Origin of the sequence: Enterobacter sp. 61D5, assembly GCF_034107965.1 — a bacterium.
Lineage (GTDB): Bacteria > Pseudomonadota > Gammaproteobacteria > Enterobacterales > Enterobacteriaceae > Enterobacter > Enterobacter cloacae_M.
The window spans coordinates 17,341-33,463 of record NZ_JAWNFK010000024.1; the positions used below are offsets into that span (position 1 = coordinate 17,341).

General features: G+C 52.6%; 16 protein-coding genes. 1 reads left to right on the forward strand and 15 read right to left on the reverse strand.

Annotated features, from left to right (window positions below; genetic code table 11):
• Positions 1–30 precede the first annotated feature (30 nt).
• The 15 genes from rnhB to rpsB form a co-directional block, all read right to left on the reverse strand.
• The gene (gene rnhB / locus UTM25_RS19680; RefSeq protein WP_023310464.1) at positions 31–627 is read right to left on the reverse strand and encodes a ribonuclease HII; all 597 of its coding nucleotides are present in this window, start codon (positions 625–627) and stop codon (positions 31–33) included.
• Positions 624–1,772, reverse strand: coding sequence for a lipid-A-disaccharide synthase (lpxB, locus tag UTM25_RS19685; protein ID WP_194400685.1), 1,149 nt, complete (start codon positions 1,770–1,772; stop codon positions 624–626). Before lpxB ends, rnhB begins: the two co-directional genes overlap by 4 nt.
• Positions 1,772–2,560: an acyl-ACP--UDP-N-acetylglucosamine O-acyltransferase gene (lpxA, locus tag UTM25_RS19690; protein WP_023310462.1), complete on the reverse strand. Its 789-nt coding sequence runs from the start codon at positions 2,558–2,560 to the stop codon at positions 1,772–1,774. The genes lpxB and lpxA overlap by 1 nt, the downstream gene beginning before the upstream one ends.
• 3 nt (positions 2,561–2,563) lie before the next feature.
• Positions 2,564–3,019 (reverse strand): 3-hydroxyacyl-ACP dehydratase FabZ, encoded by a 456-nt coding sequence (fabZ, locus tag UTM25_RS19695; protein WP_010426706.1) that lies wholly within the window; start codon positions 3,017–3,019, stop codon positions 2,564–2,566.
• A 102-nt stretch (positions 3,020–3,121) separates the two neighbouring features.
• Entirely contained in the window at positions 3,122–4,147 is a 1,026-nt protein-coding gene (gene lpxD, locus UTM25_RS19700; RefSeq protein ID WP_029741199.1) for a UDP-3-O-(3-hydroxymyristoyl)glucosamine N-acyltransferase, read from the reverse strand.
• Positions 4,148–4,150: 3 nt separating this feature from the next.
• Positions 4,151–4,645, reverse strand: coding sequence for a molecular chaperone Skp (gene skp, locus UTM25_RS19705; protein ID WP_029741200.1), 495 nt, complete (start codon positions 4,643–4,645; stop codon positions 4,151–4,153).
• A gap of 122 nt (positions 4,646–4,767) precedes the next feature.
• Positions 4,768–7,185 (reverse strand): outer membrane protein assembly factor BamA, encoded by a 2,418-nt coding sequence (bamA, locus tag UTM25_RS19710; RefSeq protein WP_126796880.1) that lies wholly within the window; start codon positions 7,183–7,185, stop codon positions 4,768–4,770.
• Between the two features lie 29 nt (positions 7,186–7,214).
• Positions 7,215–8,567, reverse strand: coding sequence for a sigma E protease regulator RseP (gene rseP / locus UTM25_RS19715; RefSeq protein WP_023310458.1), 1,353 nt, complete (start codon positions 8,565–8,567; stop codon positions 7,215–7,217).
• A gap of 11 nt (positions 8,568–8,578) precedes the next feature.
• Complete coding sequence (gene cdsA / locus UTM25_RS19720) at positions 8,579–9,436, reverse strand: phosphatidate cytidylyltransferase (RefSeq protein WP_023310457.1); 858 nt, start codon at positions 9,434–9,436, stop codon at positions 8,579–8,581.
• A gap of 12 nt (positions 9,437–9,448) precedes the next feature.
• A complete protein-coding gene (ispU, locus tag UTM25_RS19725; RefSeq protein ID WP_024907522.1) occupies positions 9,449–10,207 on the reverse strand; it encodes a (2E,6E)-farnesyl-diphosphate-specific ditrans,polycis-undecaprenyl-diphosphate synthase in 759 nt (252 codons plus the stop codon).
• A 186-nt stretch (positions 10,208–10,393) separates the two neighbouring features.
• Positions 10,394–11,593 (reverse strand): 1-deoxy-D-xylulose-5-phosphate reductoisomerase, encoded by a 1,200-nt coding sequence (gene ispC, locus UTM25_RS19730; protein WP_194400687.1) that lies wholly within the window; start codon positions 11,591–11,593, stop codon positions 10,394–10,396.
• A 95-nt stretch (positions 11,594–11,688) separates the two neighbouring features.
• Positions 11,689–12,246, reverse strand: a complete 558-nt coding sequence (gene frr, locus UTM25_RS19735; protein WP_194400689.1) for a ribosome recycling factor — start codon at positions 12,244–12,246, stop codon at positions 11,689–11,691.
• Positions 12,247–12,413: 167 nt separating this feature from the next.
• A complete protein-coding gene (gene pyrH / locus UTM25_RS19740) occupies positions 12,414–13,139 on the reverse strand; it encodes a UMP kinase (RefSeq protein WP_008501910.1) in 726 nt (241 codons plus the stop codon).
• A 150-nt stretch (positions 13,140–13,289) separates the two neighbouring features.
• Positions 13,290–14,141 carry a translation elongation factor Ts gene (gene tsf, locus UTM25_RS19745; protein WP_014882627.1) on the reverse strand — a complete coding sequence of 284 codons (852 nt, stop codon included), beginning with the start codon at positions 14,139–14,141 and terminating at the stop codon, positions 13,290–13,292.
• Between the two features lie 117 nt (positions 14,142–14,258).
• Positions 14,259–14,984, reverse strand: a complete 726-nt coding sequence (rpsB, locus tag UTM25_RS19750; protein ID WP_003856207.1) for a 30S ribosomal protein S2 — start codon at positions 14,982–14,984, stop codon at positions 14,259–14,261.
• A 321-nt stretch (positions 14,985–15,305) separates the two neighbouring features.
• On the opposite strand from rpsB, the gene map reads away from it, so the two are divergent.
• Entirely contained in the window at positions 15,306–16,100 is a 795-nt protein-coding gene (gene map, locus UTM25_RS19755) for a type I methionyl aminopeptidase (RefSeq protein WP_194400691.1), read from the forward strand.
• Positions 16,101–16,123 lie beyond the last annotated feature (23 nt).

Here is a 16,123-nt window from a genome sequence, read left to right on the forward strand (position 1 = left end):
TCCGCGTTACTTAATTGCTTGCGTATTGATTCAGGACACCCGTCCCAGCGCGCGCTTCACCGGGCCAAAACTGCGCCGGTGATGTTCGGTTGCGCCATGTTCAGCCAGCCTTTCCAGATGGAAAGGTGTGGGATACCCCTTATGCTGGGCGAAACCATACTGAGGGTAAGTGAGGTCCAGCGCGGCCATTTCGGCGTCGCGCGTCACTTTGGCAATAATAGAAGCTGCGCTAATTTCTGCGACCCGGCTATCGCCTTTAACGACCGCCATTGATGGCATGGGCAATGCCGGACAGCGGTTGCCGTCAATCAGGACATATTCCGGGGAAATTTTCAGGCCCGCTACCGCACGCTGCATCGCCAGCATCGTGGCATGCAAAATATTCAGTTCGTCTATTTCATGCGGCTCAGCGCGCCCCAGGCTCCAGGCCAGCGCCTTCTCCTGGATCTCACTAAACAGCGCCAGACGGCGCTTTTCAGACAATTTTTTAGAGTCGTTCAGCCCGATAATCGGGCGATCCGGATCGAGGATCACCGCGGCGGTCACCACGGCCCCGACCAATGGGCCGCGACCCACTTCGTCCACGCCCGCCACAAGGCGAGTGTGAGGATAAACAAATTCCATCATTTTGCTAGCTCCAGCACCGCATCAGCCGCTTGCTCATCAGCATTACAGCGGATCAGTTGATGCAGTTCGCGGAAGGTATCGTGCATCTGGTGGCTGGTCTTGCCGTTGGCGAGCAGCGGCAGTAGCGCATCGGCAAGCGCCTGCGGCTGGCACTCATCCTGCAGCAGCTCTTTCACCAGCTCGCGCCCGGCAAGCAGGTTTGGCAGGGAGACATAATCCGTTTTCACCAGACGTTTTGCCAGCCAGAAGGTGAACGGCTTCATGCGATAACCGACCACCATAGGGCATTTCGCCAGCATGCATTCCAGAGCCGCCGTGCCGGAGGCCAGCAGCGCGGCATCGCTCGCATACATCGCTTCCCGCCCTTGCCCGTCCAGAAGACGGACGTGAAGATCCGGGGCAACTTCCGCTTTGATGCGCTCAAACTGCTCGCGGCGCTTGGCATTCACCAGCGGAACAACCACTTCAAGATCCGGATAGGTCTGGCGAAGAATTTGCGCTGTTTTGAGGAAATCAGCGCTAAGCATCTCAACTTCTGCACCACGGCTACCTGGCAGCAGTGCCAGACAGTGCACATCATGCGGGATGCCCAGCGCGTCGCGCGCCGCGTTTTTATCCGGATCCAATGGCATCGCATCCGCCATGGTATGACCGATAAAGCGGCACGGAACATTAAATCTGTCGTAAAACGCTTTTTCGAAAGGCAGGAAAGCCAGCACCAGGTTGGTGGACCGTCCGATTTTGAAAACGCGTTTCTGTCGCCACGCCCAGACGGACGGACTGACGTAATGAATCGTTTTGATACCCTGCTTTTTCAGATTCCCTTCGAGGGTAATGTTGAAATCAGGCGCATCGATACCGACAAACACATCGGGTTTGAGTTCGGTAAAGCGGCGGGTGAGATCGGCGCGGATGTGCAGCAAACGGCGTAGCCGTCCCAGCACCTCGACGATGCCCATCACGGCGAGTTCTTCCATTTCATACCAGGCTTCACAGCCTTCGGCCTGCATTAGCGGACCAGCAACGCCGACAAAGCGAGCATTGGGTACACGCGCCTTAAGCGCGCGGATGAGACCGGCACCAAGAATATCGCCGGAGGTTTCTCCGGCGACCAGGGCTATCGTAAGCGGACGACTGTCGACCATTAACGAATCAGACCCCTTGTTGAACGGTCAAAGAATTCCATGAACGCGTTCACTTCCGGGTGCTTATTCGCCAGCTCGGCAATTTCCGGCTTCGCCTCTTCCAGCGTTTTACCGCTACGGTACAGCAGTTTGTACGCGTTGCGGATAGCAGTAATCGCTTCGCGGCTAAAACCACGACGCTTGAGGCCTTCGATGTTCACGCCAAACGGCGTGGCATGGTTGCCCTGCGCAATCACATACGGTGGAACGTCCTGCGCCACACCGGAGCATCCGCCTACCATCACGTGCGCACCAATGATGCAGAACTGATGGACTGCGGTCATGCCGCCAATAATTGCGAAGTCATCAACCGATACGTGTCCTGCCAGCGTTGCGTTGTTGGCAAGAATACAGCGGTCACCCACGGTACAGTCGTGCGCGATATGCGCATTAACCATAAACAGGTTATCGCTGCCCACCTTCGTCAACCCACCACCCTGTACTGTTCCACGATGAATAGTGACGCTTTCGCGAATACGGTTACGATCGCCAATTTCCAGACGGGTCGACTCACCAGCATATTTCAGATCCTGGTTAACTTCGCCGATGGAAGCGAACTGATAGATCTCGTTATTGCAGCCAATGGTCGTGTGACCATTAACGACAACGTGAGATTTCAGTACTGTACCCTCACCAATTTCGACATGGGGTCCAACAATACAAAACGGGCCAATGTGGACGTTAGCGCCAATGATGGCACCGGTTTCCACAATAGCGGTAGGATGAATAAAGGCGGATTTATCAATCACGTATCAGGACTCCCGGCTACGAGCACACATCATCGTCGCTTCGCAAACAACTTTGCCGTCAACCAGCGCTACGCCTTTGAAGCGAGTCAGGCCACGACGCGTTTTTTCAAAAGTGACTTCCATGATCATCTGATCACCAGGCACGACAGGGCGCTTAAAGCGCGCTTCATCAATACCCGCGAAGTAATACAGCTCACCTGGCTCCAGTTTGCCGACGCTTTTAAACGCCAGAATACCGGTAGCCTGAGCCATCGCTTCCAGAATCAACACACCCGGGAAGATAGGCTTACCAGGGAAATGCCCCTGGAAGAACGGCTCGTTCACGGAAACATTTTTCACTGCGCGCAGAAAACGACCTTCTTCAAAATCCAGCACACGGTCTACCAGCAGAAACGGGTAGCGGTGCGGCAGAAGTTCTAAAATCTCTTCAATATGCAGAGTATGAGTGTCAGTAGTCAAAATACTCTTCCTGTCAAAATGTACTGATAACAATAATAACACGGCCTGCCGGTTTATTAGAAAGCCGACAGGCCGGGAAAAATAGCGTTCAACGGATGACGCTTAATCTTGTTGATCGATCTTACGCTCAAGAGACTTGAGGCGCTTGCTCATATCATCAATGTTCATCACCAGAGCTGCTGTTTTACGCCATACCTTGTTGGGTTGTAGCGGAATGCCTGAGGAATAGACGCCAGGTTCAGTGATAGGACGCATTACCATGCCCATTCCCGTCACAGTGACCTTGTCGCATATTTCCATATGGCCATTAATCACGCTCGCACCGCCAATCATGCAATAACGGCCAATTTTCAGGCTGCCTGCCATGATGACGCCACCCGCAACCGCGGTATTGTCGCCAATCACAACGTTATGCGCAATCTGGCACTGGTTATCGATGATAACACCATTGCCAATGATCGTATCGTCAAGCGCGCCACGGTCAATGGTGGTACAGGCGCCGATCTCTACGCGATCGCCAATAATAACGCGACCAAGCTGCGGAATCTTAACCCAGTTACCGCGATCGTTAGCGTAACCAAAGCCATCAGAACCAATTACGGTGCTGGACTGGACAAGGCAATTTTCGCCAATTTCAACATCATGATAAACGGACACATTGGCCCATAAACGGGTCCCGGCGCCGATTTTCGTATTTTTCCCAACGAAGCAGCCCGGGCCAATGACGACGTTATCGCCCAGCACAACGCCGGATTCGATAACCGCATTTGCGCCAACGGCGACGTTGCTACCAAGCCTGGCCGTCGCGTCAATAGCTGCACTGGCAGCAATGTCCTGAGCCGGCTGCGGCGTAGTATCAAGAATTTGAGCCATGCGTGCATACGTCAGGTAGGGGTTTTTCACTACCAGCGCGCTTACAGTGGCAAATGGAAGATCGTCCTGCGTCAGAACAACAGCTGACGCCTGGCATTGAGCCAGTTGCTCACGGTACTTAGGGCTTACCATGAAGGTAATCGTGCCAGCTTTAGCAGATTGCATGGACGCAACAGCGGTGATGACGATATCGCCATCACCGTGTAATTCTGCATCCAACTGCTGAGCTAAATCAGCCAGTCGAATTGAAGGCATTACTTATTTAACCTGTTTCAGAACATCAGCGGTGATGTCTTTAACATCGCTGCCGTTGAAAGCTACAGCGTTCGCATCAACAACCAGATCGATGTTCTGATCGGCAGCCACTGATTTAACAGCGGTCTGAATGCGAGTCACCAGCTTGCCGCGTTCTTCGTTAGAACGACGCTGACGATCCTGCTCGAAAGCCTGCGCTTTCTGAGAGAACGCCTGGCGCTGAGCCATTACGTCTTTTTCCAGCTTGCTGCGGTCGCTTGCTTTCATGGTAGAACCATCACGCTGCAGACGCTGCATTTTGGACTGAAGATCGTTTTCCATACCCTGCAGTTCGCTTGCACGGCCTTTGAATTCGTTTTCCAGAGTCGCAGAAACACCCGTTTTCTGTGCAACCTGCTGGAACAAATTACCCATGTTGACGATTGCAATTTTGTCTGCTGCCTGAGCAGAAGTTGCCATCGCTAAACCGAGACCTGCAGCTAATAACCACTTTTTCACAATTAACTCCTTACCATCCCATTGGCACCAGAAGGTACCGTTCTTTGCGTGGCAAGGCGACCGAGTTACCGATCGCCAGTTGTCATCGCTACACTGCCAACGCATTCCTTTGCAGCGGATTATTACCAGGTTTTACCAATGTTAAACTGGAATTGCTCCGACTTATCTCCATCATATTTCTTAAACGGCTGGGCGTAGGAGAAGACCAACGGCCCCAGCGGTGACATCCATTGTAATGCGATACCGGCAGACATGCGAATATTGCTCGGATCGCTGTAGTCAGGAATGCCTTCTGCGCGCATCTGGGCAGTATTCTGCCAGTTGGTATCCCATACGGTACCGGCATCCCAGAAGAAGGACGTACGGACCGAGTTAGCGTATTTATCACTGATAAACGGCGTTGGCGTGATGAACTCCAGGCTGGCAACGGCCATGGCGTTACCGCCCACCGCGTCATTGGAGCTACAGACTTCGGACGAGGAAGACTTATAACAGTTATCTTTGTCGTTTCCGCCGTAGTAAACCGCTTTAGGACCAATGTTGTTGGACTGGAAACCACGAACGGTGCTGGAGCCACCCGCATAGAAGTTTTCATAGAACGGCAGTTCTTTACCACCCAGACCATCACCATAGCCCCAACGGGTACGACCCAGAACCACCCACTTGTGATCGTCATCAATCGGGAAGTAGGACGCGGTATCCAGCGTGACCTTATAGAACTCGTTATCGGAACCCGGCACGGTAACTTTACCGTTCAGGTTGACGCGAGAACCTTCCGTTGGGAAGTAACCACGGTCGAGACGGTTATAGGTCCAGCCGTAGTTAAAGGTGAAGTCATCCGCCGCGAAGCCATTGTCATTACCATTTTTACTGGTTGACTGGCCGATAGAGTCCAGATAACGCCACATCGCCACCTGCGGTTGCATGTTGGACAGGTCGTTATGCACGTAACCCAAGCCTGCACGCAGGGTGTTGTATTCGTTAACCGGGAAGCCAAGCGTACCGTCTACACCGTAACTCTTGTTGGTGTATGAAGACAGGTCCGCGTCATCTGCTTTAAAGTCGTTATAGAAGATACGACCGCCCAGGCTCACACCGTCTACGGTGAAGTATGGGTTAGTCACAGAGAACTCAGAGTAGGTCTGGTAGTCGTTTTTGGTGCCGTTAATACCGACAGAGTAACCCGTACCCAGCCAGTTATCCTGCTGTACGCCGACCTGGAAGCTGACGCCGCTTTCAGTACCGTAGCCCACACCGAAGTTGAAGCTACCGGTGTTGCGCTCTTTCACTTTATATACGACATCAACCTGATCCGGGCTGCCCGGTACGCGCTGGGTATCGGTATCCACCGTTTCAAAATAGCCCAGACGGTTCAGACGCTCTTTACCCTGATCAACGAGGTCGCTTCCCAACCATGCGCCTTCCATCTGACGCATTTCGCGACGCAGAACGGAATCTTTGGAGGTGTCGTTACCAACGAAGCGGATCTTACGCACGTAGAAACGGTTGCCCGCATCAACATTCACGTGCAGCTTAACGGTTTTATCCGCGTCATTGATTTCCGGCTGAGTCTGTACGCGCGGATAGGCATAACCGTAGCGGCCGAGCAGCTTCTTAATGCTGTCTTCCATTTTGGTTACCTTGGAACCGCTGTACAGGTCGCCCGGCTGAATTTTGGTCAGCGATTCGATTTCAGCAGAATGTCCCGCAAGGTTACCACTCACTTCAACACCAGAAAGCTTGTACTGTTCGCCTTCAGTGATGTTAACCGTAATGTAGATGCCTTTCTTGTCCGGAGTCAGACTGACCTGAGTCGAGTCGATGTTGAAACGTGCATAGCCACGATCGAGATAGTAGCTGCGCAGGGTTTCAAGGTCGCCCGCCAGTTTCTGTTTCTGGTATTTGCGATCGCCTACCACGTTCCACCATGGCACTTCATCGCGCAGCTGGAAGGTGGAGATCAGTTCGTCGGTGCTGAACGCGTGGTTGCCGACAATGTTGATCTGCTGGATCTTCGCAGAAACACCTTCCTGGAAGACCAGCTTCAGGTCAACACGGTTGCGCGGCAGCGGAGTGACAACCGCTTTCACGCTGGCACTGTATTTACCGACGCTGTAGTAGAAGTCTTCCAGACCTTTTTCAATGTCTGAAAGGGTTGTGCGGTCCAGGGATTCACCCACACGAACACCGGATGCTTCAAGGTTCTGCTTGAGCATGTCATCTTTCACCGACTTGTTACCGGAGAAAGTGATACTGGCGATCGTCGGACGTTCTTTTACCTGTACCAGCAGCGTATCACCATCGCGCAGGACGCGGACGTCCTCAAAGTTGCCGGTGGCAAACAGAGCACGGATGGTGTTACTGATATCATCATCATTAACCGTATCGCCGGGGCGTACAGGCATACTGAGGAGGGCCGCACCAACGGCAACACGCTGGAGGCCTTCGAAATGAATGTCTTTCACTACGAACCCGTCAGCACCGTATACGGTGGCGCTGCTAAACAGCAGCGACGCTATGAGCAACTTTTTCATCGCCATCGTTATTATGCGTTCTTCCTAACACTCTCTTACAACCGAGAGAAATCATTGAAAAGTGCAAGCCCCATTAACAGCACCAGCAAAATCGAGCCAATGCGATAACTAAAGTCTTGAACTCGCTCGGATACCGGTCCGCCTTTTAGCTTTTCAATCGCCAAAAACAGCAGATGACCCCCGTCTAAAACGGGAAGCGGGAACAGGTTGATTATCCCAAGGTTCACGCTAATGAGCGCGAGGAACATGAGATAGTAAATCACCCCGAATTCCGCTGACATCCCAGCCCCCTGAGCAATCGAAATTGGCCCACTGAGGTTGTTCAGTTTCACATCACCGGTTATCAATTTCCCCAACATGTTGACCGTCAGCTTCATCAGTTGCCATGTTTTATCCGTGGCTTCAAGGATGGCGCTGAACGGCCCATACTGGCGTATTGTCTTGTACTCATCTGGCAGCGGGATCACTTTCGGCACAACGCCTGCGAACCCTTCTGCCTTTTTGCCGACCGACTTCGTATCCGGGATCAGCGTCAGCGAAAGCGGACTGCCCTGCCTTTCAACTTCCAGCGCGAGAGACGTTCCCGGATTATCGCGCACCAGAGTAACAAAGGTCATCCACTCTGTTAATGGTTGACCATCGACTTTAACGATCCTGTCGCCCGCTTGCAAACCCGCTTTGCTCGCCGCCGAATTTGCCTGTACTTCGGCTAATACCGGCTCGATCTGCGCGCCGCGTGGACGAATGCCCAGCGCAGCGACGGGATCCTCTTTGTCTGGCTCGAAACGCCAGTGACGTAAGTCGAGTACTTTGTCCTGACGCGTATCTGAACCAAACGGCGATACGCTGATGGTGGTCTGCGGATCGCCAATTTTAGCTACCAGCTGCAGTCGCACGGCATCCCAATCAGGGGTTTCGATGCCATCAATCGCTTTAAGTTCCATCCCGGATGTAATTTGCGCACTCGCCGCGATGGAATTGGGGGCAATTTCACCCACCACCGGACGTACGCCAGGGACGCCGATGATAAACACCAGCCAGTAAGCGAAAATCGCAAAGATGAAGTTGGCTACCGGTCCGGCAGCAATGATGGCGGCGCGTTGTCCAACGGTTTTATTGTTGAATGCGCTGTGTCGCAGTTCAGGAGCGACAGGCTCGACGCGTTCGTCGAGCATTTTGACGTAGCCGCCCAGCGGGATAAGTGCGATGACAAATTCCGTGCCGTGGCGGTCGGTGCGCGTCCAGAGTGATTTTCCAAAGCCGATGGAAAATCGCTCTACGCGCACGCCACAGCGGCGAGCAACCCAGAAATGGCCAAATTCATGCACGGTAATCAGTACACCCAGTGCAACAATGAACGCCGCCAGATTCCAGAGAATGCTCAGCATAAAACCTTCCGTTAAATCGTCCCGAATACCAGTAAAAGCAAACACGCAAACACTGGAACAGCCGCTGTCAGGCTATCAATGCGATCCAGTATACCGCCATGCCCTGGAATCAGGTGTCCGCTGTCCTTAATCCCTGCTTCACGCTTAAACATACTTTCGGTTAAATCACCGAGCACGGAGGCAAGCGCAGCAAAAATCGAGCACACCAGCAGTATTGACGGTGCTACTTCAAGATTCGCCCAGACGCCGTAGCCCCAGGAGATGATCGCTGCCGTAAACAGGCCGCCGATGAATCCTTGCCAGGTTTTGCCCGGAGACACCTTCGGTGCCAGCTTATGTTTGCCAAACAGTTTACCAAACATATAGGCCCCGGAGTCAGCCCCCCAGACCAGAATCATCACATAAAGCAGCCAGATCGCACCGCTGTAGTGGTTTTCGTCGTAGTGCCAGGCTCGCAGGGCAACCATACCCCAGAAAAAAGGAATAATTGTGAGCAAGCCAAAAATCAGTCGCAGCACTTTTGAATTACGCCATAATGCCGCTGAACCCGGATAAAAAAGAACCAGCAACAGCGCGGCAACCCACCAGGCCAACGATATCCACAAGGAACCGGCAACCAGGGGCTGATGAATATCATGGTGATATTCAGGCAACGTAAACAGCATTATGGCCAGGATAAAGCCACAAAGTACCGCAAGCCATACTCGCTGAGTGCGCGAGGTAAAGCCGCTAAACTGTCCCCATTCCCACGCGGCGAGCATGCACACCACCAGCGTGACAATAGCGAATCCCACCGGGGGCAGTAAAAACAGCGCCGCAATGACAATAGGTATTAATACAAAAGCGGAAATCAGGCGATACTTCAGCAAAAGCTACCCCCATCAGGCTTTGTCGCCACCAGGCTCGGTGCCGCCGAAACGACGCTCTCGATTGGCAAAGGCATGCAGCGCACCTTCAAAGTCTTGTTCATCAAAATCGGGCCAAAGAACATCTGTAAAGTAAAGTTCGGCATAGGCAATTTGCCATATCAAAAAGTTACTTATGCGATGTTCTCCCCCTGTCCTAATTACCAAATCCACAGGTGCCTGTTCATTCATGCAGATTTGCTTGCTCAGCGCCTCTTCATCAATTTGGTCGGGTCTCAACAGCCCTTCCTGAACCTGTTCGGCCAGATGCCGAACGCCCTGGATAATATCCCAGCGTCCGCCGTAATTCGCCGCAATATTCAGCGTCAGACCGGTATTATTTTCCGTCAGCGCTTCTGCTTTACGAATCCGTTCCTGCAAACGTGAGTTGAAACGACTGGTATCGCCAATGATACGCAGGCGGACGTTGTGGCGGTGAAGGCTTTTTACTTCGCTGTCTAGCGCCCACACAAACAATTCCATCAACGCAGTCACTTCCTGCAGAGGTCGGTTCCAGTTTTCACTGCTAAAAGCATAGAGCGTTAACGCATCAATGCCGTTGTTGGCGGCAAAAGAAACGGCGCGGCGAACAGATTTCGCCCCCGCTTTATGCCCAAAGGCTCGTATCTTCCCTTGTCTTTTCGCCCAGCGGCCATTGCCATCCATAATGATTGCTACATGACGGCAGCCATGAGCTGGCAAATTTTCGCTTATTGGTTGATTCGCAGACAACATAACGCGTTTTTTGTCCCTGAAAAGGATTTAACGGTACTCAGGAATACTGAAGCCTATACATAAAAAAGCCGTGTCAAACCACGGCTCACCTGACCACATTAAGTCAAATACCTGCGATCAGGTGGCGCAGACTATATCACTGAAGCCCAACGCTAACAAATAGCACGACGACTAGTGCTTGCTTTATCACCAGCTTGCGAGACGTGTCACCTGTTGGCGCGCAATATTACGCGCAGCTGCATCCACCGCCAGCACCTCTTCCACGCTTTGTGGTTCGCGCAAATCCATCATCTCCAGTACCGATAAATTTAACGACGCGATATCGGTAAAACGAATTTGCTGATTCAGAAATGCCTCAACGGTAATTTCATTGGCTGCATTAAGTGCCGTCGTCGCCGCCTGCCCCTGGTCAAAGGCATTCATCGCAAGCTTCAGACAAGGATAGCGGTCGTAGTCTGGTTCACTGAACGTCAGGGAACTTAGCTTGCAGAAATCAAGCGGCTTCACGCCGGATTTCACTCGATTTGGCCACGCCATTGAATGGGCAATCGGCGTACGCATATCCGGCTCGCCCAGCTGTGCCAGCACGCTGCCATCCTGATAACGCACCATCGAGTGAATCACCGATTGCGGGTGAATCAGTACTTCCATCTGTTTCGCTGACGCATTAAACAGCCAGCGTGCTTCAATGTATTCCAGACCTTTGTTCATCATGGTGGCAGAATCAACGGAGATTTTACGCCCCATCGACCAGTTCGGATGACGGCACGCCTGATCCGGTGTCATCGCACGCAGTTCAGACAGTGGCGTTTCACGGAACGGGCCACCAGACCCGGTAAGCAGAATAGACACCACGCCATTGTGCTCCAGGTCAGCGTACCCCAGGTTCTGTTGAAAAGGTTGCGGTAAACTCTGAAAAATCGCGTTGTGCTCGCTGTCGACCGGCAAAAGACGCGCGCCGCGCTGCTTCACCGCATCCATAAACAGGCGTCCGCAGGTGACCAGCGACTCTTTATTGGCCAGCAAAACATCCTTACCGGCATCAATCGCGGCAAGAGTGGGCAATAATCCTGCCGCGCCGACAATGGCCGCCATGACCTGATCCACCTCATCCAGCGCCGCCATCTCGCAGGCCGCCTGCTGGCCACTCAGCACTTCGGTTCGGCAGCCCTTTTCACGCAGCTGTGCTTTCAGCAGACGCGCGCTCTCTTCGTCATCCATCACCGCATAGCGGGGCGCAAACTCCAGGCACTGCTCGGCCATTCGCTGCACATTCTTACCGGCCACCAGCGCTGTCACGGTGTAAAGTTCAGGATTATGGCGAACGACGTCGAGAGTGCTGCAACCGATAGAGCCGGTTGAGCCGAGGAGTGTTAAATGCTTCATGGGATGCCCGAAAAAAGTTAGACCAGATAAAAGCAAAACGCCGCCAGCAAGACCCGAAGTCCCTCTGAACGGCGTTTATCAGTGTACGACAGAAATCAGAACTGCATCAGCTCCGCTTCTTTTTCTGCCAGCGCCGCATCAATTTTCTTGATGGCCGCGTCGGTCATTTTCTGAATGTCGTCCTGAGAACGACGATCGTCATCTTCGCCGATCTCTTTTTCTTTCAGCAGTGCTTTCACTTTATCGTTCGCGTCGCGACGGACGTTACGCACGGATACACGACCCTGCTCAGCTTCGCCACGAACGACTTTGATCAGATCTTTACGACGCTCTTCCGTCAGCGGAGGCAGTGGAACACGGATGTCTGCGCCCGCAGAGCTTGGGTTCAGTCCGAGGTCAGAGGCCATAATCGCTTTCTCAACGGCCGGGCTCATAGAGCGGTCGAAGACGTTGATTTTCAGCGTACGGGTATCTTCAACCGTCACGCTCGCAAGCTGGCGCAGAGGCGTTGGCGTACCGTAGTATTCTACGATGATGCCATCCAGCAGGCTCGGGGAAGCACGGCCAGTACGGATTTTGCTGATTTGGTTTTTGAACGCTTCTACGCATTTGTCCATGCGTACTTCAGCATCTTTTCTGATGTCGTTAATCACGTTACGAATCCTTGAAAACTTGTCTCAGGCAGACTATCCGCCAGCACAGCGCTACAGGTGTGCTAAGTATAGTCGCGTTTAATTCATGACAACGCCAAAGGCGCGCCCGGGTAAGATACCACTACAAAATAAAGCGGAATCTTACCTGTATTTATCGTCAACGGAAATTATTCCGTGATCAAAGTGCCTTCTTTTTCGCCCATGACCACGCGACGCAGTGCGCCAGGCTTGTTCATGTTGAAGACACGGATCGGCAGTTTGTGGTCGCGAGCCAGCGTGAAGGCGGCAAGATCCATCACTTTCAGCTCTTTATCCAGCACTTCGCTGTAGCTCAGCTGATCGTACATGGTGGCAGAAGGATCTTTTGCCGGGTCGGCAGTAAACACGCCGTCTACTTTGGTCGCTTTCAGTACCACATCGGCTTCGATCTCGATACCGCGCAGGCAGGCGGCTGAATCGGTTGTAAAGAACGGGTTACCCGTACCGGCGGAGAGGATCACCACGCGGTTATTGCGCAGCAGGCTGATGGCTTCTGCCCAGCTGTAATTATCGCAAACGCCATTCAGCGGAATCGCGGACATCAGGCGGGCATTCACATAGGCGCGATGCAGCGCATCACGCATTGCCAGGCCATTCATGACGGTTGCCAGCATACCCATGTGGTCGCCCACTACGCGGTTCATCCCCGCTTTCGCCAGACCAGCACCACGGAAAAGGTTGCCACCGCCAATGACCACGCCAACCTGGATACCCAGTTCGACCAGTTCTTTGATTTCCTGTGCCATGCGATCAAGGATGCTTGCGTCAATACCGAAGCCTTCCGATCCCTGCAGCGCTTCGCCACTCAGCTTAAGCAGAATGCGTTTGTACACGGGTTTTGCATTGGTAGCCATGTTTCTTTCCTGAGACTGTCAACGATTAAGATGGGGGTTAATTCTGGCGACATGATATGCCGCAAATCAGCACAGCGATACTGGAGCCTGTCTGATTTCCTGTGACGGGTGACAAAAAGAAGCCGCCCTCAGGCGGCTCCTTTTCAATCATTAAGACTGCTTGGACATTGCAGCAACTTCTGCTGCGAAGTCAGTCTCAACTTTCTCGATGCCTTCGCCCACTTCGAAGCGGATGAAGCCAGTTACGTCAGCGTTGTGCTCTTTCAGCAGCTGAGCAACAGACTTGCTTGGGTCCATTACGAATGGCTGGCCAGTCAGAGAAACTTCGCCGGTGAATTTCTTCATGCGGCCTTCAACCATTTTCTCTGCGATTTCTTTTGGCTTACCTGACTGCATCGCGATGTCCAGCTGAACCTGGTACTCTTTCTCTACCACTTCAGCAGACACGTCTTCTGGCTTAACGAATTCTGGTTTGCTTGCAGCGATGTGCATTGCCAGCTGTTTAACCAGCTCTTCGTCAGCGCCTTTAGCCGCAACCAGAACACCGATACGTGCACCGTGCTGGTAAGAGCCCAGAACGTCGCCTTCCAGAGAAGATACGCGACGAATGTTGATGTTCTCACCGATTTTAGCAACCAGCGCAACACGTTCTTCTTCGAACTGTGCTTTCAGAACTTCAACGTCAGTGATTTTACCCGCAACAGCTGCGTCCAGAACTTTGTTAGCAAATGCCTGGAAACCGCCATCTTTAGCAACGAAGTCAGTCTGGCAGTTAACTTCCAGAATGATGCCGTAGTTGCCGTCGATCTTAGTGATGATCACGCCGTCAGCAGCAACGTTGCCTGCTTTTTTAGCTGCTTTGATCGCACCGGATTTACGCATGTTTTCGATTGCCAGCTCGATGTCGCCGTTCGCTTCAGTCAGCGCTTTTTTGCAATCCATCATGCCTGCGCCAGTACGCTCGCGCAGCTCTTTTACCAGGGATGCGGTAATTTCAGCCATTCTTAAATCCTCGGGAGATGTGAACTGCCCGGCCGGGGGCCAAACAGTGTAAATTGAAAAAAGGGGCCGGTAATGGGCCCCTATTCATACACGGTACTAATAAGGGGTAAAACCTTATTATTCAGCTTCTACGAAGCTTTCTTCCGCCTGAGAAGCCAGATCCTGGGAACGGCCTTCACGAACGGTAGCAGCTACAGCGCTCAGGTACAGGCTAACAGCACGGATTGCGTCGTCGTTACCCGGGATAACGAAGTCAACACCGTCCGGATCGGAGTTGGTATCAACGATAGCGAATACCGGGATACCCAGGTTGTTAGCTTCTTTGATTGCGATGTGCTCGTGGTCTGCATCGATTACGAACAGCGCGTCTGGCAGGCCGCCCATATCTTTGATACCGCCCAGGCTGTTTTCCAGCTTGTCCAGTTCACGAGTGCGCATCAGCGCTTCTTTCTTAGTCAGCTTGTCGAAAGTACCGTCCTGAGACTGGGTTTCCAGATCTTTCAGGCGTTTGATGGACTGACGAACAGTTTTCCAGTTGGTCAGCATGCCGCCCAACCAGCGATGGTTCACGAAGAACTGGTCGCAGCTGTTAGCAGCATCTTTCACAGCTTCGCTTGCAGCGCGCTTAGTACCAACGAACAGAATCTTACCTTTACGGGAAGAGATCTTGTTCAGCTCAGCCAGGGCTTCGTTGAACATTGGTACAGTTTTCTCAAGGTTGATGATGTGAACTTTGTTACGCGCGCCGAAGATGAAAGGCTTCATTTTCGGGTTCCAGTAACGGGTCTGGTGACCAAAGTGAACACCAGCCTTGAGCATGTCGCGCATGGAAACAGTTGCCATGTTTAAAACCTCTATATTGAAAGTTGGGGTTATGCCTCCACGTATCCCATATTACCGACCCCGAAGGGCACCCCGGAATATGTGCCGATACGTGTGTGTTGTTACACAAAGTGAGATTTGTCGCTTCCGTCCAGCCTGTGTATCTGAGATGGATCGGAAGTCCGGCGCGCTTTATACCACAAAACACGACCAGAAACCAACAGTTGTTGGCGGAGTGTGCTGTTAATGATTCTCAATTTGGCACGGAGCGTGCCTGACTGATACCATTGACGACACTTAGACTAGTATTGTCGAAAAAATCGACACCGATGGACAGATTACATGGCTATCTCTATTAAGACACCTGAAGAAATTGAAAAGATGCGCGTCGCCGGTCGTCTGGCCGCGGAAGTGCTGGAAATGATCGAGCCGTTCGTGAAGCCGGGCGTCAGCACCGGTGAACTGGACCGAATCTGTAACGACTATATTGTGAACGAGCAGCACGCGGTTTCCGCCTGCCTCGGCTACCACGGTTTCCCGAAATCCGTCTGCATCTCTATTAATGAGGTGGTTTGCCACGGCATCCCGGACGATGAAAAACTGCTGAAAGATGGCGACATCGTCAATATCGACGTGACCGTCATTAAAGACGAGTACCACGGTGACACCTCAAAAATGTTCATCGTTGGCAAGCCGACTATTCTTGGCGAGCGTCTTTGCAAGGTTACCCAGGACAGCCTCTACCTGGCGCTGAAAATGGTGAAACCGGGTATTCGCCTGCGTAATATCGGCGCCGCAATTCAGAAGTTTGTGGAAGCAGAAGGTTTCTCCGTGGTGCGCGAGTACTGCGGTCACGGCATTGGTCGCGTCTTCCATGAAGAACCGCAGGTCCTGCACTATGATGCAGATGACGGCGGCGTGGTGCTGCAAAAAGGCATGACATTTACCATTGAGCCGATGGTCAACGCGGGTGACTACCGCATCCGTACCATGAAAGACGGCTGGACGGTGAAAACCAAAGACAGAAGCTTGTCTGCACAGTACGAGCATACTATTGTGGTAACAGACAACGGCTGCGAAATTATGACGTTGCGCAAGGATGACACCATCCCGGCGATACTGACGCACGATGAATGATAAAAAAGCCGGCAAATGCCGGC